This window comes from Sellimonas catena, from assembly GCF_027924685.1.
In the GTDB taxonomy this organism is placed as follows: Bacteria; Bacillota; Clostridia; order Lachnospirales; family Lachnospiraceae; genus Sellimonas; species Sellimonas catena.
The window spans coordinates 1-19,111 of sequence record NZ_BSBO01000025.1 but is presented as its reverse complement, the minus strand read 5'-3'; the positions used below and the strand labels follow the sequence as shown (position 1 = coordinate 19,111).

Annotated in this window: 20 protein-coding genes; all 20 read left to right on the top strand. The window is 47.1% G+C overall.

Annotation, left to right across the window (positions count from 1 at the left end):
• Positions 1 to 12 precede the first annotated feature (12 nt).
• Entirely contained in the window at positions 13 to 795 is a 783-nt protein-coding gene (locus tag Selli1_RS11985) for a dihydroorotate dehydrogenase electron transfer subunit (RefSeq protein ID WP_087169392.1), read from the top strand.
• Complete coding sequence (locus Selli1_RS11980) at positions 795 to 1,700, top strand: dihydroorotate dehydrogenase (protein WP_087169391.1); 906 nt, start codon at positions 795 to 797, stop codon at positions 1,698 to 1,700. Before Selli1_RS11985 ends, Selli1_RS11980 begins: the two co-directional genes overlap by 1 nt.
• Before the next feature lie 125 nt (positions 1,701 to 1,825).
• Positions 1,826 to 2,251, top strand: a complete 426-nt coding sequence (locus tag Selli1_RS11975; protein WP_087252499.1) for a GNAT family N-acetyltransferase — start codon at positions 1,826 to 1,828, stop codon at positions 2,249 to 2,251.
• A 163-nt stretch (positions 2,252 to 2,414) separates the two neighbouring features.
• Positions 2,415 to 3,095: an orotate phosphoribosyltransferase gene (gene pyrE / locus Selli1_RS11970; protein ID WP_087169390.1), complete on the top strand. Its 681-nt coding sequence runs from the start codon at positions 2,415 to 2,417 to the stop codon at positions 3,093 to 3,095.
• Positions 3,096 to 3,108: 13 nt separating this feature from the next.
• Positions 3,109 to 3,261 (top strand): hypothetical protein, encoded by a 153-nt coding sequence (locus Selli1_RS11965; RefSeq protein WP_171027886.1) that lies wholly within the window; start codon positions 3,109 to 3,111, stop codon positions 3,259 to 3,261.
• A gap of 12 nt (positions 3,262 to 3,273) precedes the next feature.
• Entirely contained in the window at positions 3,274 to 3,777 is a 504-nt protein-coding gene (locus Selli1_RS11960) for a VanZ family protein (RefSeq protein WP_087169389.1), read from the top strand.
• Positions 3,725 to 4,126, top strand: coding sequence for a DUF6142 family protein (locus Selli1_RS11955; protein WP_087169388.1), 402 nt, complete (start codon positions 3,725 to 3,727; stop codon positions 4,124 to 4,126). Before Selli1_RS11960 ends, Selli1_RS11955 begins: the two co-directional genes overlap by 53 nt.
• A 1-nt stretch (position 4,127) precedes the next feature.
• Positions 4,128 to 6,176 carry an aminopeptidase gene (locus Selli1_RS11950; RefSeq protein WP_242960256.1) on the top strand — a complete coding sequence of 683 codons (2,049 nt, stop codon included), beginning with the start codon at positions 4,128 to 4,130 and terminating at the stop codon, positions 6,174 to 6,176.
• A 164-nt stretch (positions 6,177 to 6,340) separates the two neighbouring features.
• Positions 6,341 to 6,862, top strand: coding sequence for a 5-(carboxyamino)imidazole ribonucleotide mutase (gene purE, locus Selli1_RS11945; RefSeq protein ID WP_087169387.1), 522 nt, complete (start codon positions 6,341 to 6,343; stop codon positions 6,860 to 6,862).
• Positions 6,863 to 6,895: 33 nt separating this feature from the next.
• On the top strand, positions 6,896 to 7,921 hold the full coding sequence (gene purM, locus Selli1_RS11940) for a phosphoribosylformylglycinamidine cyclo-ligase (RefSeq protein WP_087169386.1): 1,026 nt from the start codon (positions 6,896 to 6,898) through the stop codon (positions 7,919 to 7,921).
• On the top strand, positions 7,915 to 8,541 hold the full coding sequence (gene purN, locus Selli1_RS11935) for a phosphoribosylglycinamide formyltransferase (RefSeq protein ID WP_281844710.1): 627 nt from the start codon (positions 7,915 to 7,917) through the stop codon (positions 8,539 to 8,541). The genes purM and purN overlap by 7 nt, the downstream gene beginning before the upstream one ends.
• Positions 8,542 to 8,613: 72 nt before the next feature.
• Complete coding sequence (purD, locus tag Selli1_RS11930) at positions 8,614 to 9,888, top strand: phosphoribosylamine--glycine ligase (RefSeq protein WP_087169384.1); 1,275 nt, start codon at positions 8,614 to 8,616, stop codon at positions 9,886 to 9,888.
• Positions 9,889 to 10,091: 203 nt separating this feature from the next.
• On the top strand, positions 10,092 to 11,021 hold the full coding sequence (cysK, locus tag Selli1_RS11925; protein WP_087169383.1) for a cysteine synthase A: 930 nt from the start codon (positions 10,092 to 10,094) through the stop codon (positions 11,019 to 11,021).
• Positions 11,022 to 11,119: 98 nt separating this feature from the next.
• Positions 11,120 to 11,494, top strand: coding sequence for a GntR family transcriptional regulator (locus Selli1_RS11920; RefSeq protein WP_087169434.1), 375 nt, complete (start codon positions 11,120 to 11,122; stop codon positions 11,492 to 11,494).
• 20 nt (positions 11,495 to 11,514) lie between these two features.
• Positions 11,515 to 13,953: an ATP-dependent Clp protease ATP-binding subunit gene (locus Selli1_RS11915; protein WP_281873094.1), complete on the top strand. Its 2,439-nt coding sequence runs from the start codon at positions 11,515 to 11,517 to the stop codon at positions 13,951 to 13,953.
• 68 nt (positions 13,954 to 14,021) lie between these two features.
• Positions 14,022 to 14,435: an endosialidase gene (locus Selli1_RS11910; protein WP_087169381.1), complete on the top strand. Its 414-nt coding sequence runs from the start codon at positions 14,022 to 14,024 to the stop codon at positions 14,433 to 14,435.
• Positions 14,436 to 14,565: 130 nt separating this feature from the next.
• Positions 14,566 to 15,921: a DNA repair protein RadA gene (radA, locus tag Selli1_RS11905; protein WP_087169433.1), complete on the top strand. Its 1,356-nt coding sequence runs from the start codon at positions 14,566 to 14,568 to the stop codon at positions 15,919 to 15,921.
• A gap of 74 nt (positions 15,922 to 15,995) precedes the next feature.
• The gene (locus Selli1_RS11900) at positions 15,996 to 16,649 is read left to right on the top strand and encodes a TetR/AcrR family transcriptional regulator (protein ID WP_281873093.1); all 654 of its coding nucleotides are present in this window, start codon (positions 15,996 to 15,998) and stop codon (positions 16,647 to 16,649) included.
• Between the two features lie 83 nt (positions 16,650 to 16,732).
• On the top strand, positions 16,733 to 17,635 hold the full coding sequence (locus tag Selli1_RS11895) for an ABC transporter ATP-binding protein (protein ID WP_281873091.1): 903 nt from the start codon (positions 16,733 to 16,735) through the stop codon (positions 17,633 to 17,635).
• Between the two features lie 24 nt (positions 17,636 to 17,659).
• Positions 17,660 to 18,916, top strand: a complete 1,257-nt coding sequence (locus Selli1_RS11890) for an MFS transporter (RefSeq protein WP_281873090.1) — start codon at positions 17,660 to 17,662, stop codon at positions 18,914 to 18,916.
• The last annotated feature ends 195 nt before the right edge of the window (positions 18,917 to 19,111 follow it).

Genomic DNA, 19,111 nt, shown 5'->3' with positions numbered 1-19,111 from the left:
GGAAAAGAAGAGATGGCAGAAAGAGAAAAAGAACTGGCAGTGATTCATTCTCAGGAACAGCTGGCAGATGGAATTTTCAGTATGTGGATTAAGACGAAGGCGGCCGAAAGTGCAGTGCCGGGTCAGTTTATTTCCATGTACACAAACGATGGAAGCAAACTGCTTCCGCGCCCGATCAGTATTTGTGAGATCGACCGGGAGCAGGGAATGCTCCGGGTCGTATACAGGGTAACAGGAGAGAATACCGGAACAGAAGAGTTTTCCAAAATGAAAGCGGGAGATACACTTCCGGTCATCGGACCTCTTGGGAACGGCTTTCCTCTTGAGGCGGCAAAAGGAAAGAAAGCGTTTCTGATGGGAGGCGGAATCGGGGTACCTCCGATTCTCGAACTTGCCCGTCAGATTGACTGCGAAAAGCAGATTATTGTGGGATACCGGGATGCGCAGACATTCCTGAAAAAAGAGTTTGAGCAAAATGGAACGGTATATATTTCCACAGAGGACGGAAGTGTAGGAACAAAAGGAAACGTGATGGATGCGATCCGTGAAAATCAGCTGGATGCGGACATTATCTATGCATGCGGACCGACACCGATGCTCCGTGCAATCAAAGACTATGCGGAGGGAAAAGGCATTCCGTGCTACATTTCTCTGGAAGAGAGAATGGCATGCGGAATCGGCGCCTGCCTTGCCTGCGTGTGCAAATCAAAGGAAGTCGATCATCACAGCCATGTGCACAACAAGCGCATCTGTAAAGACGGTCCGGTATTTCTTTCGACGGAGGTGGAATTATAATGGCAGATACAAGAGTAACGATTGCGGGAGTAGAGTGGAAAAACCCGGTTACAACAGCCTCCGGAACCTTCGGATCCGGTGCGGAATTCTGTGAATTCGTAGATCTGAACAAACTTGGTGCTGTGACGACAAAAGGTGTTGCCAATGTTCCATGGGAAGGCAATCCGACCCCAAGAGTGGCGGAAGTCTACGGCGGTATGATGAATGCGGTAGGACTTCAGAATCCGGGGATTGATGTCTTCTGTGAGAGGGATATTCCGTTCCTCCGTCAGTATGACACCAATATCATTGTGAATGTCTGCGGACGTTCCGAGGAAGATTACTGTGAAGTCGTGGAACGGCTTGCGTCCGAAGATGTGGATATGCTGGAGATCAACATTTCCTGTCCGAACGTCAAAGAGGGCGGAATCGCTTTCGGACAGAATCCAAAGGCGGCAGAAGCAATTACAAAGGCGGTAAAGAAATATGCAAAACAGCCGGTCATCATGAAGTTAAGCCCGAACGTGACGGACATCACGGAGATGGCAAAAGCGGTAGAGGCGGGTGGAGCCGATGCGGTTTCCCTGATCAATACGCTGACCGGCATGAAGATCGATATTAACCGGAAACAGTTCGTACTGGCAAATAAAACCGGAGGAGTATCCGGACCGATTGTAAAACCGGTGGCAGTGCGGATGGTATATCAGGTGGCAAACGCCGTGAAGATTCCTGTGATCGGTATGGGAGGAATCAGTACCTGGGAAGATGCTGTGGAATTTATTCTTGCGGGAGCAAGTGCCGTATCAGTCGGAACAGCGAATTTCTTCAATCCAAAGGCGACAGAAGAAATCGCAGAAGGCATTGCGGCGTACATGGACAAGAACGGATTCCAGACCGTGGCCGACATGACAGGCATTGTCAAATAACATTTGATTTTGGAAAAACGAAAGAAGATCGAAATACCAAAAAGAAAGAGTCTGGCGTATCGTAAAGGTACGCCTTTTCTTTTTCAACTTCTCTGTAAAAAGAAAGGAAGAAGGAGGAAAGCGGTATGATTCGCATGATGGAAGAAAAGGATCTTGACCAGGTGGCAGCAGTCTGGTTAAGTGGAAATAAAGAGGCACACCCGTTTGTGCCGAAGCAATACTGGGAGGAAAACCTTCCGGAGGTCAAAAAGCAGTTTTTGCAGGCGGAGATCTTCGTGTATGAGGAAGAGCAGGCTGTAAGAGGATTTGCCGGACTTCAGGGAGACTACCTTGCAGGAATCTTTGTGGAACAGAAATTCCGTTCCCGCGGGATCGGAAAGAGGCTTCTCGATGAGGTCAAAAAAACGCATCCGAAACTGACGCTGCATGTCTATCGGAAAAACAAGGGTGCAGCAGCGTTTTATGAAAGAGAAGGATTCCGGATTGCCGGAGAAGGTGTGGATGAAGCAACCGGGGAAGTAGAATACACGATGAGTTATACGAGAAAATAACCGGATATCAAATCTGATATGGAGGCCCCTGGGAATTGAAAAACTTCAGGGAGTATGTTAGAATTGAAAAGAATTTAACCGTTGCTGCCTGATGATGACGGGCAGAAGGATAAAAATAAAGAGTCTGGATGAAAAGTCCACAAACACGGAGGTTTGAAAAGAGATGGAAGCATACAAGAAAGAGTTTATCGAATTTATGGTGGAGAGCGATGTGCTCAAATTTGGAGAATTTACATTAAAGAGCGGACGGAAATCTCCGTTCTTCATGAACGCAGGAGCTTATGTGACAGGATCTCAGTTAAAGAAGCTTGGAGAATACTACGCAAAAGCCATCCACGACACATACGGTGATGATTTTGACGTGCTGTTCGGACCGGCTTACAAGGGGATTCCGCTCAGCGTTGTAACAGCGATTGCATACAGTGAGCTTTACGGAAAAGAAGTACGTTACTGCTCTGACAGAAAAGAGGAAAAAGACCACGGCGCAGACAAGGGAAGCTTCCTTGGAAGCCAGTTAAAAGACGGTGACCGTGTGATCATGATCGAAGATGTAACGACATCCGGAAAATCCATGGAAGAGACCGTGCCGAAGGTCAAAGGTGCTGCAGATGTAACAATCAAAGGACTGATGGTATCTCTGAACCGTATGGAAGTAGGGAAAGGCGGCGAGAAATGTGCGCTGGACGAAGTAAAAGACCTGTATGGATTTGATACGGCGGCGATTGTTACAATGGAGGAAGTTGTAGAGCATCTTTATAATCAGCCTTGCCAGGGAAAGATTGTGATAGATGATGCATTAAAAGCAGCAATTGACGCATATTATGAACAGTACGGAGTAAAATAAGGAGGCCTGTAAGATGGAAGAAAAAGTATACCGCAGCATGGGAGTCATCGGTGCATGCAATCTTGCAGTCGGAATCATTCTGATGGTTGTCGGAGTGACCTGCGGGATTTTGTCAATCATCGGAGGAGCGCACTTATTTAAAAATCAGAAAAAGCTTACATTTTAAGGCGGTGCCGATTTGAGAACACAGGAAAGAAACTGGCTGAGGAGACTTGGCAAATTGTTGTTTGTTCTTTACATTGTGTTTCTGTTCTGGTTTTTGTTATTTTCAGACTGGTATGGCCGAAGCGGTGAGATGAGGGAGTATCATTACAATCTGGAACTGTTCAGAGAAATCCGGAGATTCTGGACGTACCGGGAACAGCTCGGCCTGCTGACATTTACCAATCTGATTGGAAATGTACTGATTTTTGTGCCGTTTGGTTTCTTTATGCCGATGGCAAGCAGATACTGGAACCGGAGCTTTTTCCTTACCGTGTTTTATAGTTTTGGAATCAGCTTTTTTGTGGAAGTATTTCAGCTCCTTACGAAAGTAGGGAGCTTTGATGTAGATGATCTGCTTTTGAATACAGCCGGGGGACTGTGCGGATATATACTGTTTGCGCTATGTAATGTAATAAGGAGAAACTATGTGGAAAAACGACAAAGAAAACGACAGAGGCAGAAGAAGAATAAGAGGTAGAAAAAGACGGGAGAGGGAAAGAGAAAGACGAAAAAAAAGGATCCAAAAGAGAGATGAAAATAGAACACCTCATGCATCCAGAGGAATCACATCCTGTATCTATGCGGGAGGTTTTTTTGTGGCGCTGATTGTTATGATTATTATTTCCATTGTCACAGGAGGAAATGCTCCGGCGTTCGTCGGCGGGCTTGCGCTTGTGATCTTTTTTGGCTCATGGATGGGTGTTATCACCGGTTTCCGGGGATTCAAAGAACGAGACAAAAATTATATTACCTGTAAGATCGGAGTTGCATGTAATCTGGCAATTCTGATTGGTTTCGCGGGAATTTTTATCAGGGGGCTTTTGTAAGATGGATGATGTGATGGTAAGAGAACGATATGAGCTTTCCAAAGAGCGTCTCGGCGTTATCATGTTAGAGGAGACGGTCAAAGAGCCGTACCGGGATTATTTCAGAAAGACAGCAGAATTTCTTCTGATGCTGGACGAGGTACAGGAACTGGTACGAAACAGAGACTGGGAGAGTGCGGATATTTTGATGCTGGCGGAGGAGAACCGGAAGCTTTATGAGGATATTCTCCCGGAACAGTATGAGACAAGCTATGGAAATCCGGCTTATGCACAGAAAATGCTGGGAGAGACGTTTGGCAGTTTTTTAAGTGCGCTTTACAGTGAGATGCGTTCCGGCATTGTGTATGCATATGAAGGACAGATGGAATATCTCTCCATTCTGAACGAATTATTTATTGAGATTTATAACTGCTTTGAAGAGGAACCGGAGTATCAGGCAGTCAGAGATATTTTTTACTGGTACGCGAATGATTACTGTGAAGTATTTGCGGCAGACCGGATTATGGATCAGATCGATCCGGACCGTACCTTTGCGGTGGATATTATCTGCAGGAGTGATTTGAGCGATCTGAAGTATCTGTACCGCTATGGCGAATATATTTCCGACAATGAGATCGAGACGGCAAAATATATTGCCGATCTTCCGGAGGAGACGATTCAGAAGATGGCGGATGTTTATACAGAGGGATTCCGCAAAGGATTTGTTCTTGGAAATAAAGATCTGTCAAAGAAGACAACGGTAAACATCCGGTTTAAGCTTGGATTTGAGCGGGTCGTAAAGCAGGCAGTCGCAAACTTTGAAGCTATGGGGCTGCGCCCGACGATCTACCGTGCAGGGGCAAGTGTGCTGACAAGACGCGGTGTTTCCAGAAACGGGTATTTCGGAAGAATTCCAAATCAGCAGTATGATTACGACCATAAGGACGATCAGGCGCTGTTTATGGACAAGCACTATGTGGAGCGCAGGCTGGAAGTGATGAAGACTGTATACGAGCAGAATAAAGAGCTGGCAGCAGGATTTGCCGGCCCGGCAGTGATGGAAGTCTTCGGTGAGATTCCGTTTGCTCCGCAGAAGAAAGAAGAGGCGCTTACTCTTACGAAAAAGCAGGAAGAAATGCTGCTTTCCTTTGACGGCAAGGCAGGCCAGATCACAAATACCTATATTCCGGGCGATGAGAGAAGCTTTACGATCATCTCATGGCCGGTGCCGGAGATCGGAGAGAAGTTTGAGGAGATCTTTGGAGAAGTGATCCGGATCAATACGCTGGATTCAGACCTGTATTCCAAAGTACAGCAGACCATGATTGATGCTCTGGATGAAGGGGAGTCCGTACACATTCTCGGATCAGGCGAAAACCGTACTGATCTGACGGTACAGCTTTACCGCCTTCAGGATCCGCAGAAAGAAACGATTTTTGAAAACTGCGTTGCGGATGTCAATATTCCGGTGGGAGAAGTATTCACCTCTCCGGTGCTCAGAGGCACGAACGGAGTGCTGCATGTAAGCCGGGTATATTTAAACGGTCTTCAGTACCGGGATCTGGAAATCCGTTTCCAGGACGGCATGATTTCCGGGTATGGATGCGGAAATTTTGAGGATGAAAAAGCGTGCAGGGACTATGTGAAGGAAAACATTCTGTTTAACCATGAGACCCTTCCGCTGGGGGAATTTGCCATCGGAACCAATACGACTGCCTATGTGGCAGGACGCAGATTCGGAATCGAGGACAAGTATCCGATTCTCATTGCGGAAAAGACCGGACCGCATTTTGCGGTAGGCGATACGTGCTACAGCTACAGTGAGGATACGAAGGTCTACAATCCGGACGGAAAAGAGATTGTGGCAAGAGATAACGAAGTCTCCATTCTGCGAAAAGAGAATCCGGAACAGGCCTACATGCACTGCCATACAGATATCACCATCCCGTACGATGAACTGGGAGCGATCACGGTGATCCGGAAAGACGGAAGTGAAATTCCGCTTCTGAAAGACGGACGTTTTGTCCTGCCGGGAACAGAGATTTTGAACGAACCTTTGGACTGCCGCTAAATCATAAGCAGGGCAGGTTCCCAGTTATAAGAAAATATAATCACTACACAGGCGGGCATCGGTTGACAGAGCCCGCCTGTATTAGTAAAATAACTTATAAATAGGAATCTATTTATTTAGAAAACTTATAAATCATAGACCTGAGAAAAGAAAGGAAGGACACTATGCCAAAAGTAGGAATTGTTATGGGCAGCGACTCAGATATGAAAGTAATGAGCCAGGCTGCTGATATGCTGGAAAAATTAGGAGTAGAATACGAGATGACAATCATCTCCGCACACCGTGAGCCGGATGTTTTCTACGAATACGCGAAATCTGCGGAAGAAAAGGATTTCAAAGTAATCATCGCAGGAGCCGGAATGGCTGCGCATCTTCCTGGCATGTGCGCTGCAATCTTCCCGATGCCGGTCATCGGTATTCCAATGACAGGAAAGGTACTGGACGGTCAGGACGCACTTTATTCCATCGTACAGATGCCGCCTGGAATCCCGGTTGCAACAGTAGCAATCGACGGCGGAAAGAATGCCGCAATCCTTGCAGCGAAAATTCTTGCAACCTCTGATCCGGAGCTGCTTCAGAGATTGAAAGACTACTCAAAAGAGATGAAGGAAGAGGTCGAGGCAAAGGCGGAGAAGCTTGCAAAGCTTGGACATAAAGAATACATGGCTCAGAAAGCCGCAAAATAAATTCAGAAAACACGATCTTATGGAGGAACGATCATGGATTATAAGAATGCAGGTGTGGATATCGAAGCAGGTTACAAGTCAGTAGAACTGATGAAAGAGCACATCAAAAAGACGATGCGTCCGGAAGTGATCGGAGGACTGGGAGGATTTTCCGGTGCCTTTTCACTGGAGAAAATCAAAAACATGGAGGAGCCTGTATTGTTATCCGGTACAGATGGATGCGGAACAAAGGTAAAGCTTGCCATGGTACTGGACAAGCATGACACCATCGGAATCGATGCAGTGGCAATGTGTGTCAATGACATTGCCTGTGCAGGCGGTGAACCGCTGTTTTTCCTTGACTATATTGCCTGCGGAAAAAATGAACCGGAAAAGATCGCTACGATCGTAAGCGGAGTTGCAGAAGGATGCGTACAGTCCGGCGCGGCTCTGATCGGCGGTGAGACAGCAGAGCATCCTGGACTGATGGCAGAGGATGAATACGATCTGGCCGGATTTGCCGTAGGTGTCTGCGACAAGAAGGATATGATTACAGGAGAGACATTAAAAGAAGGAGATGTCCTGATCGGCATCGCTTCCTCCGGTGTACACAGCAACGGATTTTCTCTTGTAAGAAAAGTATTTGACATGAGCAGAGAGTCTCTGGAGACGTATCATGAGTGTCTGGGATGTACGCTCGGAGAGGCACTTCTTGCACCGACAAGAATTTATGTAAAGGCTCTCAAGAGTATCCGCGAGGCAGGCGTGACTGTAAAAGCATGCAGCCACATCACAGGAGGCGGATTCTATGAGAATGTACCGCGTATGCTCAAAGACGGCACACATGCAGTAATCAGAAAAGACAGCTATGAAGTTCCGGCGATCTTCCGCATGCTTGCGAAAGAAGGGGATATCGAGGAACATATGATGTACAATACCTTCAACATGGGAATCGGAATGGTGATTGCCGTGGATGAAAGCGATGTGGAAGCAACACTTTCCGCAATCGAAGCAGCAGGAGACAAAGCCTGCGTGATCGGAAACATTGAGGCAGGAGAAAAAGGAGTCACATTATGCTAAGAGTGGTAGTCCTGGTATCCGGCGGCGGTACGAATCTTCAGGCCGTTCTGGATGCGGTGCGGGATGGAAAGATCACAAACACCGAAGTGGCCGGTGTGATCAGCAACAATAAAAAGGCATATGCCCTGACGCGGGCCGAGCAGGCAGGGATTCCGGCAAAATGCGTTTCCCCGAAAGACTTTGAGGACCGTGCCCGGTTTAACCATGCCCTCATGGAGACGGTGGATGCGTTCCAGCCGGATCTGATCGTGCTTGCCGGATTCCTTGTGGTGATCCCGGCGGAGCTGATCCGTAAATATGAAAACCGGATTATCAATATCCACCCGTCTCTGATCCCGTCTTTCTGCGGAACGGGATATTACGGGCTGAAAGTACATGAGGCTGCCCTGGCGCGTGGAGTGAAGATTACAGGAGCGACCGTGCATTTTGTAGATGAAGGGACAGATACCGGACCGATTATTCTTCAGAAAGCAGTGGAAGTGTTCCCGGACGATACGCCGGAAGTGCTTCAGAGACGTGTGATGGAGCAGGCAGAGTGGCAGATCATGCCGGAAGCGGTCAATCTGATCGCCAACGGGAAAGTGTCTGTAAAAGACGGACATGTCGTGATTCAGAAATAGAGACAAAAAGGGGTATTGTAGGAAAGAAAGACAATACCCTTTTTCTGGTTGATACAGTAAGGAGGATGTCAGATGAAAGTAATGATTGTCGGCGGAGGCGGGAGAGAACACGCTATCGCCATGAGTGTCGCAAAGAGCAGCAAGGTGGAGAAGATTTACTGCCTTCCGGGAAATGCAGGGATCGAGGAGGTTGCAGAGTGTGCGCCGATCGGACCGATGGAGTTTGAGAAGATCCGGGACTTTGCAAAGGAAAAGAAGATCGATCTTGCTGTGATCGGAATGGATGATCCGCTGGTAGGAGGACTGACGGATGTCCTGGAGGAAGCCGGAATCCGTACCTTCGGACCACGGAAAAATGCGGCGATCCTCGAGGGAAGCAAAGCGTTTTCCAAAGATCTGATGAAGAAATACAATATTCCGACGGCTGCTTACGAAAATTTCGACAATGCAGAGGAAGCGGTTTCCTATCTGGAGACAGCCAAATATCCGATTGTCTTAAAGGCAGACGGACTTGCGCTTGGAAAGGGCGTTCTGATCTGCAACAGTTTTGAGGAAGCAAAAGAAGGCGTCAAAGAGATCATGCTGGATAAGAAATTCGGAGCATCCGGAAATACAATGGTAGTGGAAGAGTTCATGACAGGAAGAGAAGTATCGGTTCTCTCTTTTGTGGACGGCAAAACCGTAAAAACGATGACTTCCGCACAGGACCACAAGCGTGCCAAAGACGGAGATGAAGGATTAAATACCGGTGGAATGGGTACATTTTCACCGAGCCCGTTCTATACCGAAGAGATTGCGGCATACTGTGAGCAGCACATTTTCCAGCCGACCGTGGACGCTATGCGTGCGGAGGGAAGAGAGTTCAAGGGAATCATCTTCTTTGGCCTGATGCTTACAGAAGACGGACCGAAGGTACTGGAATATAATGCAAGATTTGGAGATCCGGAGGCGCAGGTTGTACTTCCAAGAATGAAGACAGACATTGTAGATGTCATGGAAGCATGCATTGACGGAACGCTGGATCAGGTCAATCTGGAATTCGAAGACAATGCGGCAGTCTGCGTTGTGCTGGCGTCTGACGGCTATCCGGTTTCCTACGAGAAAGGCATCCCGATTACCGGGTTTGAAAACTTCAAAGACAAAGAAGGATATTACTGTTTCCATGCGGGAACGAAGAAAAATGAGAAAGGCGAGATCGTAACAAACGGCGGCCGTGTTCTTGGCATTACCGCAAAGGGAGCAGACTTAAAAGAAGCAAGAAAGAACGCTTACGAGGCAACGGAGTGGATTTCCTTTGCCAACAAATATATGCGCCATGATATCGGAAAGGCCATTGACGAGGCATAAAGGTGCGGGAAAACCGGAAGAACGGGTACAGAAAGAGGCTCTGTATCCGTTTTTTCATTTAACAGGAAACTTCGTTCCCTGTTAAACAAAAACGCTCCGCGGGATGCGCACTCGCGGAACTCTTTGTTCTTTCCAGCCTTGATTGCAAAAGGAGAAAGAAGGGCATATAATAAGAAGAACGAGAAGAAAAGGAGTAAGGTCAGATGATTTATGAAAATATACTTGAGGCGGCAGGGAATACCCCTCTGATCCGTCTGCAGCACATGACAGGGAAGGATGACGCGCAGATTCTTGTGAAATTTGAGGCGGTCAATGTGGGTGCTTCCATCAAGACGCGGACGGCACTTGGAATGATCGAGGCGGCTGAAAAGGAAGGAAAAATTACAAAAGATACCGTGATTGTGGAGCCGACAAGCGGAAACCAGGGAATCGGTCTTGCATTGATCGGTGCAGTAAAAGGATATCGTACAATCATCATCATGCCGGATTCTGTCAGTGAGGAGAGAAGAAAACTGGTCCGTCAGTACGGAGCGGAAGTCCGACTGATCCACGATGCGGGGAATATTGGCGACTGCATTCAGGAATGCCTGAACACTGCCCTTCGGATGGCCGAAGAAAACCCGAATGTTTTCGTGCCGCAACAGTTCGAAAATGAGAATAATGTCCGGGTGCACTATGAATGGACCGGACGGGAGATTCTTTCACAGGCAGACTGCACCATCGACGGATTTTGTTCCGGAATCGGTACCGGGGGTACCATCACGGGAATCGGGAAGGCACTGAAAGAGGCAAATCCGGACACCGTCATCTGGGCAGTCGAACCGGAACATGCGGCGATTCTTTCCGGAAAGGAAGTGGGAACCCACGTGCAGATGGGAATCGGGGACGGGCTGATTCCGGGCATCCTCGATCAGGAGATTTATGATGATATTACAATTGTGACAGACGAGGAAGCCCTTCAGACAGCCAGAGAACTTGCGGCGAAAGAAGGACTGATGTGCGGGATCTCCAGTGGAACGAATGTGGCAGCAGCCCGCAGAATGGCAGCACAGCTTGGAAAAGGAAAAACTGTGGTAACGATCCTCCCTGACACGGCAGAACGGTACTTCTCCACGCCGCTGTTTGAAGCATAGGAAAGCCGGATAAAGTATCTTTTTCTTGCAAAATCATGCCATCTGTTATATGATGTGTGTAACAAACGAAAGAAAAGGGTGGAGCGTTTATGAAAGAAATCATGATAGAGATTGATTTTAACAGTGATGAAGCGATCTACATGCAGCTGCGCAACCAGATCATTATGGGGATCGCACTTTCCGCGATTCAGGATGGAGACACGCTCCCATCGGTGCGAAAACTCTCCGAGCAGATCGGCGTGAACATGCACACGGTCAATAAGGCTTATACCGTACTGAAGCAGGAGGGATTCATACAGCTTGACAGAAGGAGGGGAGCTGTGATTGCGGTCAGTGAGGATAAACTTCACGCGCTGGAAGATATGAAGAGGCAGCTCCGTATGGTCCTTGCAAGAGGATACTGTAAAAATATTACGCGGGAAGAAGTACACGAGCTGGTGGACGAGATTTTCCACGAATACGAGACAGAGTAAATCAGATCAGGAGGATAGGCATGGAGAACAGATATACAAGGCAGGCCCAGGAAGCACTGGATGCGGCCGGAAACTACGCGAAGGATTTCAAGCATCCGTACATCGGGACAGAGCATCTGCTTCTGGGGCTGAAATCTGTCTATTCCGGAGTGGCAGGGCAGGTACTGGATATGAACGGCCTGAAAGAGGATGAAGTGGTGAAAGTCGTGGGAGAACTGGTGTCCACGGTAGGGGAAGAGACCTTTTCGGGGACACCGGAAGAAAGCCCGAGACTGAAATTCATACTGGAAGAAAGCCGGAAGATCGCGGAGCGTTTCCGTATGGAAGAAATTGGAACGGAGCATATGCTTCTGGCAATTATTCAGGATACTGACTGCGTGGCGGCAAGGATTCTCATCACTTTGAATTTAAATCTTCAGAAGGTGATGCAGGACTGCCTCGCTGCTATCGGAGAAAATCCAAAAGCATTTGCCGAAAAAAATGAAGGCGCTGCAAAAGGCGCAGTTCTGGAACAGTACTGCACCGACCTGACAGCCCTTGCGGAAGATGGAAGGCTGGATCCGGTGGTCGGCCGTGAGGAAGAGATGCAGAGACTGATGCAGATCTTAAGCCGCAGAACAAAGAACAATCCGTGCATGGTCGGTGAGCCGGGTGTAGGAAAGACGGCAATTATCGAAGGCATTGCACAGCGGATCGCCAAAGAGGCGGTCCCGGAAAAAATGAGAGAAAAAAGAGTACTGTCACTGGATCTGGCGGCTCTGATTGCCGGCTCCAAATACCGGGGAGAGTTTGAAGAGCGGATGAAACGACTGGTCAATGAAGTGAAGGCGGACGGAAACATTATCCTGTTCCTGGATGAGATTCATACGGTAGTCGGCGCAGGCGGCGCGGAAGGCGCCATGGATGCGTCCAATATTTTAAAACCGTCTCTGGCAAGAGGGGAGATCCAGCTTATCGGGGCAACAACGATCACGGAATACCGGAAATACATTGAAAAAGATGCCGCGCTTGAGAGACGATTCCAGCCGGTCATGGTAGAAGAACCGTCCAAAGAAGAGACTGTTCGGATTCTGGAGGGAATCCGTGAGAAATATGAAGCACATCATAAGATTGCAATCAGCCAGGAGGCGCTTGAGGAGGCAGTGGTACTCTCTGACCGTTATATCAGCGACCGATTCCTGCCGGATAAGGCGATTGACGTTCTGGATGAAGCCTGCTCCAAAGCAGCGCTTCGCGGCTTCAAAGTACCGGAGAACATTGAGCAGATGGAACAGCTGGTAAGGAATCTGGATCAGGATCTGGAAGCATCCATCAAAGAAGGGCGTATGGAAGAGGCATCACTTCTTGTGAAGGAGAAAAAGGCAACCAGTGAGAAACTTCGTCAGGCCAAAGGAAGACTGAACCGGAAACAGAAGAATTCCCGGATTGTCCTGACAGAAGGGGATATCGCGGAAGTTGTGGCAGAATGGACAAAGATTCCGGTGCAGAAGCTTGCCCAGTCAGAGACAGAGCGTCTCAGAAAACTGGAGAAGACATTGCACAAACGAGTGATCGGCCAGGAGGATGCGGTGAGTGCGGTAGCAAGAGCAGTAAAAAGAGGCCGGGTCGGCCTCAAAGATCCGACCAGACCGGTAGGCTCATTCCTCTTCCTTGGACCGACAGGAGTCGGAAAGACCGAGCTTTCCAAGGCACTGGCTGAGGCACTGTTCGGGGACGAAGAGTCCATGATCCGGATCGACATGTCCGAATACATGGAAAAACACAGCGTATCCAAGCTGATCGGCTCCCCTCCGGGATATGTAGGACATGAGGACGGCGGACAGCTCAGCGAAAAAGTCAGACGGCATCCATATTCCGTGGTACTCTTTGATGAGATTGAGAAGGCGCATCCGGATGTATTCAACATCCTGCTTCAGGTACTGGATGACGGACATATTACAGATTCTCAGGGAAGAAAAGTAGACTTCAGAAACACGGTCATCATTATGACATCCAATGCGGGCGCTCAGTCCATCGTGGATGCAAAACGTCTTGGATTCAATGCCGTGCAGGACGAAAAAGAAGATTACAAAAAGATGCAGAGCAATGTAATGGATGAAGTGAAACGGATCTTCCGTCCGGAGTTTTTAAACCGGATCGATGAGATCATTGTGTTCCATGCCCTGACAGAAAAAGAACTGGAAAAGATTGTAGGACTGTTGTGTCAGGATCTGGTCAGAAGGGCAAAGGAGCAGCTGGATATTACACTGAAAATCCGAAGCTCTGTGAAAAAGAAGATTGCCGAATCCGGAAATGACCGGAAATACGGAGCAAGACCGTTGAAACGTGCGCTGCAGACACAGTTGGAAGATCCGCTGACAGAAGCGATACTGAATGGAGAGATCAAGCGGGGCGATCTGGTGGAAGCAGGAGTTTCTAAAAAAGAGATAAAATTTACAGTGAAAGAGACAAAGAACTAGAAAAAAAGAGCCGTTTATTATATAATGAGACTACGGTAAATATAAGATACGACCAGGAGGAAAAAGACATGACAGCAGTCAAAGAGTTACTGAGGGCGAATGAGGATGGAACGATCAGCTTCGGCGATTATACCTTACCTTCCAAGACGAAGAAAGAAGGATTCGAGTTTGAGGGAGATATCTATAAGGTGAAGACCTTTTCAGAGATCACAAAGCTTGAGAAAAATGGCATGTTCGTTTACGAATCGGTCCCAGGAACTGCAGTAGAAGGATTCCGCGCGGAGGAAAGCGGAGTATCTTTTCAGGTGAGCGGTAAAGAGGATGCTCAGTTTACACTGGAACTGGAGGCGGACAGCGAATACACTGTATATCTGGATGATGTGAACGCAGGGAAGATGAAGACAAACCTGAGTGGAAAATTAAGTGTCAGTGCAGAGCTGCAGCCGGATCAGACTGTTTGTGTGAGAATCATAAAAGCATAACTGGACAGGCAAAATGCTGCAAAGACCGGAAGATGGCTTTGCAGCATTTTTTTATTCTATCAGGAAAGTATATTGGACTTACTTCAGGTATTATCAGAGAGAAATTCAGTCAGGAAAGAGGAAAATCAGAATGGCAAAGACAAAAAAGACGGTATTTTTCTGTCAGAATTGCGGGCACGAGGAGGCAAAATGGCTTGGGCAGTGTCCTGCATGCAAGGAATGGAATACATTTGTAGAAGAAAAGAAAATCCCGGAAAAGGGCAGTATGACCAGAGACCGGGAAAAAGCAGAGCCGGTTTCCCTCTCACAGATAGAAACAAAAGGGGAGGACAGAATCCGGACAGAGATGGAAGAACTGGACCGTGTACTTGGTGGAGGGATTGTCAAAGGCTCTCTCGTTTTGGTGGGCGGGGATCCGGGAATCGGAAAGTCCACGCTGCTTTTGCAGATGTGCCGGATTCTGGGAGATAAGAAAGAAGATATCATTTATATTTCCGGAGAAGAATCTGCAAGGCAGATCAAACTTCGGGCAGACCGGATGGGGGACTTTAGTGACCGGATTACCCTTTTGTGTGAAACAAATCTGGAAACAATCGAGGAAGTGATTCAGAGGAAAAAACCGGATGTGGCAGTGATCGATTCTATCCAGACGATGTACAGCGAGGAGATTGGTTCTGCGCCGGGAAGTGTTTCGCAGGTACGGGAGGCAACCAACACATTGATGCATCTGGCAAAAGGTATGGGAATTACGATCTTTATTGTCGGCCATGTGACAAAGGAAGGAACAGTGGCCGGTCCGAGAGTGCTGGAACATATGGTGGATACGGTTCTGTATTTTGAAGGAGACAGACATGCGTCCTACAGGATTCTGCGGGGAGTCAAAAACAGATTTGGTTCCACCAATGAGATCGGCGTCTTTGAAATGAGAGAGGACGGGCTTCACGAAGTCAAAAATCCGTCTGAATTTATGCTGAACGGCAGGCCGGAACAGGCGTCAGGTTCCATTGTAGCATGCTCCATGGAAGGAACAAGGCCGATTCTTCTGGAAATTCAGGCGCTGGTCTGCCGGACAAACTTTGGTATGCCGAGAAGAACGGCAGCGGGCACAGATTATAATCGTGTAAATCTGCTGATGGCAGTACTGGAAAAACGGCTTGGCATGGCTCTGGGAGACTGCGATGCTTATGTGAATATTGCAGGTGGAATCCGGATGAATGAACCTGCCATTGATCTTGGTATTGTTCTGGCGCTTGTATCCAGTTATCAGAATAAAGTCACAGATCCGCATATGATTGTGTTTGGAGAAGTCGGATTAAGCGGGGAAGTCCGTGCGGTCAGCATGCCAAAGCAAAGAGTTCTGGAAGCGAAAAAACTTGGATTTCAGACCTGTATGCTGCCGGCTGTTTCCATGGACAGCGTTGGCAAGGTTGAAGGGATGAGGTTGATCGGGGTAAAAAATGTCGGCGAAGCAATTCAATATCTATAAAAGGGTTGACAAACATACCGACAGTATGATAAATTCTATACATACTAAAAGTATGTATAGAGGAGAGGATTGAAATGGCACGAAACAAGCATCCGGAAGAGACTGTGGAAAAGATCCTGGATGTAGCAAGCCGCCTGTTTCTGGAAAAAGGTTATGAGCATACATCTATCCAGGACATCATCAACAACCTGGGGGGCTTGAGTAAGGGGGCAATTTATCATCATTTCAAATCAAAAGAAGACATCCTGATCGCAGTAACAGACCGTATGACAATGGAATCAAACCAGGGACTTGCAAAGATACGGGATGCATCCGCCATGAACGGGAAGGAGAAGCTGCAGGAGATTTTCAAGGCTTCAATCAACCGTCCGGTACAGAAAGATATTTTTACGGTGGCTCCGGATTTTCAGAATAATCCCCGGCTGCTTGACAGTCTTCTCCGGGAGACGGTCGAAGTAGTGGCACCGTACTATATTCTTCCGATTATCAAAGAGGGAATTGAAAATGGATCGATCCAGACAGAGTTTCCGGAACAGCTTGCTGAGCTGATTATACTGGCGGCTAATATCTGGATGAATCCGATGGTGTTTGACAGTAGTCCGGAAGAGTCCTATGCAAAATTTATGGTATTCAGACAGATGATGCAGGGATTCGGACTGGACATTGTGGATGAAGAAATGGTGCAGAGACTGCAGGAACTGGCAGTGATTTACAACAAAAAGAAATAGTAAAGGGATTCTGCCCTGAAAAACGGGCAGTTCTTTTATAAAATTTTACATACCGACGCCCGGTATTAAAAGGAGGAAAGAATATGGTCATAGCAGAAGCAAAAGGAATCGGGAAATGGTATGAGGACAAGTGTGTACTTTTGCAGTGCAGTATGGAGATCCGGGCAGGGGAAAGTTATGGACTTGTAGGAATCAATGGAGCCGGTAAGACAACATTGATGAAAATTCTGCTGGGACTTCAGAGGGCAGAGGAAGGAAGTGTTCTTCTATGTGGCGAAAAGCCGCAGACAGACAGAAGATATCTGACCCGGATCGGCAGTATGATAGAAAGGCCCGTATTTTATGAACATCTGAATGCGGTGGAAAATTTAAAAATGCATCTTGCGTATATGCAGACATCTGGAAATATTTCAGAGATCCTGCATCAGACCGGATTGTTTTCAGTCAGGAATAAGCCGGTATCTACATATTCGCTTGGTATGAAACAGAGGCTTGGACTGGCGCGTGCTATGATTCATCATCCTGATCTGTTTGTACTGGATGAACCTTTTAACGGGAATGACACTTTTGTTTTTGGCAGTCTCGCAGACGGAAGGAGAGGAAGATACGATTTTTCTTATTTGGGAAGGACAGACGGCACTAGTGAGTGCGCTAAACTTTGCGTGCTGCACTATCTTTGCAACAACGGCAACAGGAAATGTGATCATCAGGGATTATGGAAAAGAGAAAGCTTCCCTTCTTTTTTCTTACCCTGTTCCAAGAAAAAAGATCTATCAGATCAAATGTCTGTTGGTAGGTGCGTTGACTTTGCCAGTCGCAATTACAGGAATTGGAGTACCGCTTGGAGTGTTGTATGCAGTGTCATGGGTAACAGGGATTCAGCTTCAGATGATTTCAGACAGATTCTGGATGGAGGTACCTGTAGCAGGAATGAGCGTAGTATTTGTGGCGGGAGCCATGTTTACCTGCAACAGAACAACAAATAAAATAGAAAAAATGGAGGTATAATCATGATGAAAAAAGCACGATTTTCGAGAGACTTTATCCTTGTTGTAATCGGGCAGATCATTTCCCTGTTTGGAAATGCAGCACTGCGCTTTGCGATCCCGCTTTATCTACTGAACCAGACCGGCTCTTCTGTGCTTTATGGTACGGTGACGGCCTGCGCATTCCTGCCATCAATAGTTATGTCGCCGATTGGAGGAATTGTGGCAGACCGTGTAAACAAAAGGACGATTATGGTTGTTCTTGATTTTTTTACAGCTGCATTAACTATTTTCGTTTCAATTTTTTTGGAGCAGGACGGTCAGATTTTCCTTTTGGCAGGTGCTCTGATGCTGCTGTATGGAATTGCCGGAGCGTATCAGCCATCTGTTCAGTCCGCAATTCCCGTATTGGTAACACAGCAGCATGTCATGAAAGCAAATTCGGTGATTAATACGGTGAATTCATTGTCTTCTCTGACCGGACCTGTACTCGGAGGAGGCCTTTACAGTACTTATGGACTGCGTACTGTTCTGATTGTCTGTTCAGCCTGCTTTTTTGCATCGGCAGTAATGGAAATCTTTATTCATATTCCATATAAGAAGCCGGAGAAAAAAGAGGGAATCTGGAAAATCGTCCGTGCAGATTTTGAGCAAAGTTTTCAATTTATAAGAAGAGAGCGCCCGGAGATCGGAAAAGTTGTGCTGGTAATCTGCGGAATCAACCTGTTTTTGTCAGCAATGATTATAGTAGGAATGCCATACATCATTACAGAAGTATTGGAGATTCAGACCAATCTGGCAAACAGACTTTGTGGATTTGCAGAAGGAGCACTTGGAGCAGGAGGGCTTGCCGGTGGCATATGTGCGAGAATCTTTTCAGAAAAGCTACAGATAGAAGATGCAGGAAAAGCAATACTGATCTGCGCGTTGTGTTTGTTTCCAATGGGGATTTCGATGCTTCTTCCTGTTTCTGCGCTGACAGTTTATGGAGTAATGGCAGTATGTTGTTTTATAGTCATGCTGTTTTCCACGATTTTTACAGTACAGATGATATCGTACATTCAAATTGCGACACCTCGGAATCTGATAGGAAAAGTAATTGCAATGACACTGACGGTGTCGACATGTTCACAGCCTTTAGGTAATGCACTGTATGGAATCTTGTTTGATGCATGTCGGGATAAAGAAGCATTTGTTATATTGTTTGCCGGAATCACGTCTCTTCTTCTGGCAGCAGGAACCGGGAAATATTTTGGAAGCCTGAGATCACAGCCGCGCTGAAAAGCGCGGCGAAACAGGTAAAAAAAGCAAAAAAAACCAAAGTGCGAAAAAAGATAGAAAAAGTCAAAAGTTAGTGTATAATTATTATTGGCAAAAATAGGAATTTTTCCTAAATAAAAAGGGAAGCAGAGAAAATCCCTACTTCCCAATCATACAGTTTTTCTTTATGATGTTAGTTGCAAAATAAAACACGTA

What these genes read in the sequence shown, in the direction of transcription:
- Selli1_RS11895 (WP_281873091.1), top strand. Translation starts at nt 16,733, where the DNA reads ATGGTCATAGCAGAAGCAAAAGGAATCGGGAAATGGTATGAGGACAAG.
- purE (WP_087169387.1), top strand. Translation starts at nt 6,341, where the DNA reads ATGCCAAAAGTAGGAATTGTTATGGGCAGCGACTCAGATATGAAAGTA.
- cysK (WP_087169383.1), top strand. Translation starts at nt 10,092, where the DNA reads ATGATTTATGAAAATATACTTGAGGCGGCAGGGAATACCCCTCTGATC.
- purN (WP_281844710.1), top strand. Translation starts at nt 7,915, where the DNA reads ATGCTAAGAGTGGTAGTCCTGGTATCCGGCGGCGGTACGAATCTTCAG.
- Selli1_RS11975 (WP_087252499.1), top strand. Translation starts at nt 1,826, where the DNA reads ATGATTCGCATGATGGAAGAAAAGGATCTTGACCAGGTGGCAGCAGTC.
- Selli1_RS11980 (WP_087169391.1), top strand. Translation starts at nt 795, where the DNA reads ATGGCAGATACAAGAGTAACGATTGCGGGAGTAGAGTGGAAAAACCCG.
- purD (WP_087169384.1), top strand. Translation starts at nt 8,614, where the DNA reads ATGAAAGTAATGATTGTCGGCGGAGGCGGGAGAGAACACGCTATCGCC.
- Selli1_RS11965 (WP_171027886.1), top strand. Translation starts at nt 3,109, where the DNA reads ATGGAAGAAAAAGTATACCGCAGCATGGGAGTCATCGGTGCATGCAAT.
- Selli1_RS11890 (WP_281873090.1), top strand. Translation starts at nt 17,660, where the DNA reads ATGATGAAAAAAGCACGATTTTCGAGAGACTTTATCCTTGTTGTAATC.
- Selli1_RS11915 (WP_281873094.1), top strand. Translation starts at nt 11,515, where the DNA reads ATGGAGAACAGATATACAAGGCAGGCCCAGGAAGCACTGGATGCGGCC.
- pyrE (WP_087169390.1), top strand. Translation starts at nt 2,415, where the DNA reads ATGGAAGCATACAAGAAAGAGTTTATCGAATTTATGGTGGAGAGCGAT.
- Selli1_RS11950 (WP_242960256.1), top strand. Translation starts at nt 4,128, where the DNA reads ATGGATGATGTGATGGTAAGAGAACGATATGAGCTTTCCAAAGAGCGT.
- Selli1_RS11955 (WP_087169388.1), top strand. Translation starts at nt 3,725, where the DNA reads ATGTGGAAAAACGACAAAGAAAACGACAGAGGCAGAAGAAGAATAAGA.
- radA (WP_087169433.1), top strand. Translation starts at nt 14,566, where the DNA reads ATGGCAAAGACAAAAAAGACGGTATTTTTCTGTCAGAATTGCGGGCAC.
- Selli1_RS11910 (WP_087169381.1), top strand. Translation starts at nt 14,022, where the DNA reads ATGACAGCAGTCAAAGAGTTACTGAGGGCGAATGAGGATGGAACGATC.
- Selli1_RS11985 (WP_087169392.1), top strand. Translation starts at nt 13, where the DNA reads ATGGCAGAAAGAGAAAAAGAACTGGCAGTGATTCATTCTCAGGAACAG.
- purM (WP_087169386.1), top strand. Translation starts at nt 6,896, where the DNA reads ATGGATTATAAGAATGCAGGTGTGGATATCGAAGCAGGTTACAAGTCA.
- Selli1_RS11900 (WP_281873093.1), top strand. Translation starts at nt 15,996, where the DNA reads ATGGCACGAAACAAGCATCCGGAAGAGACTGTGGAAAAGATCCTGGAT.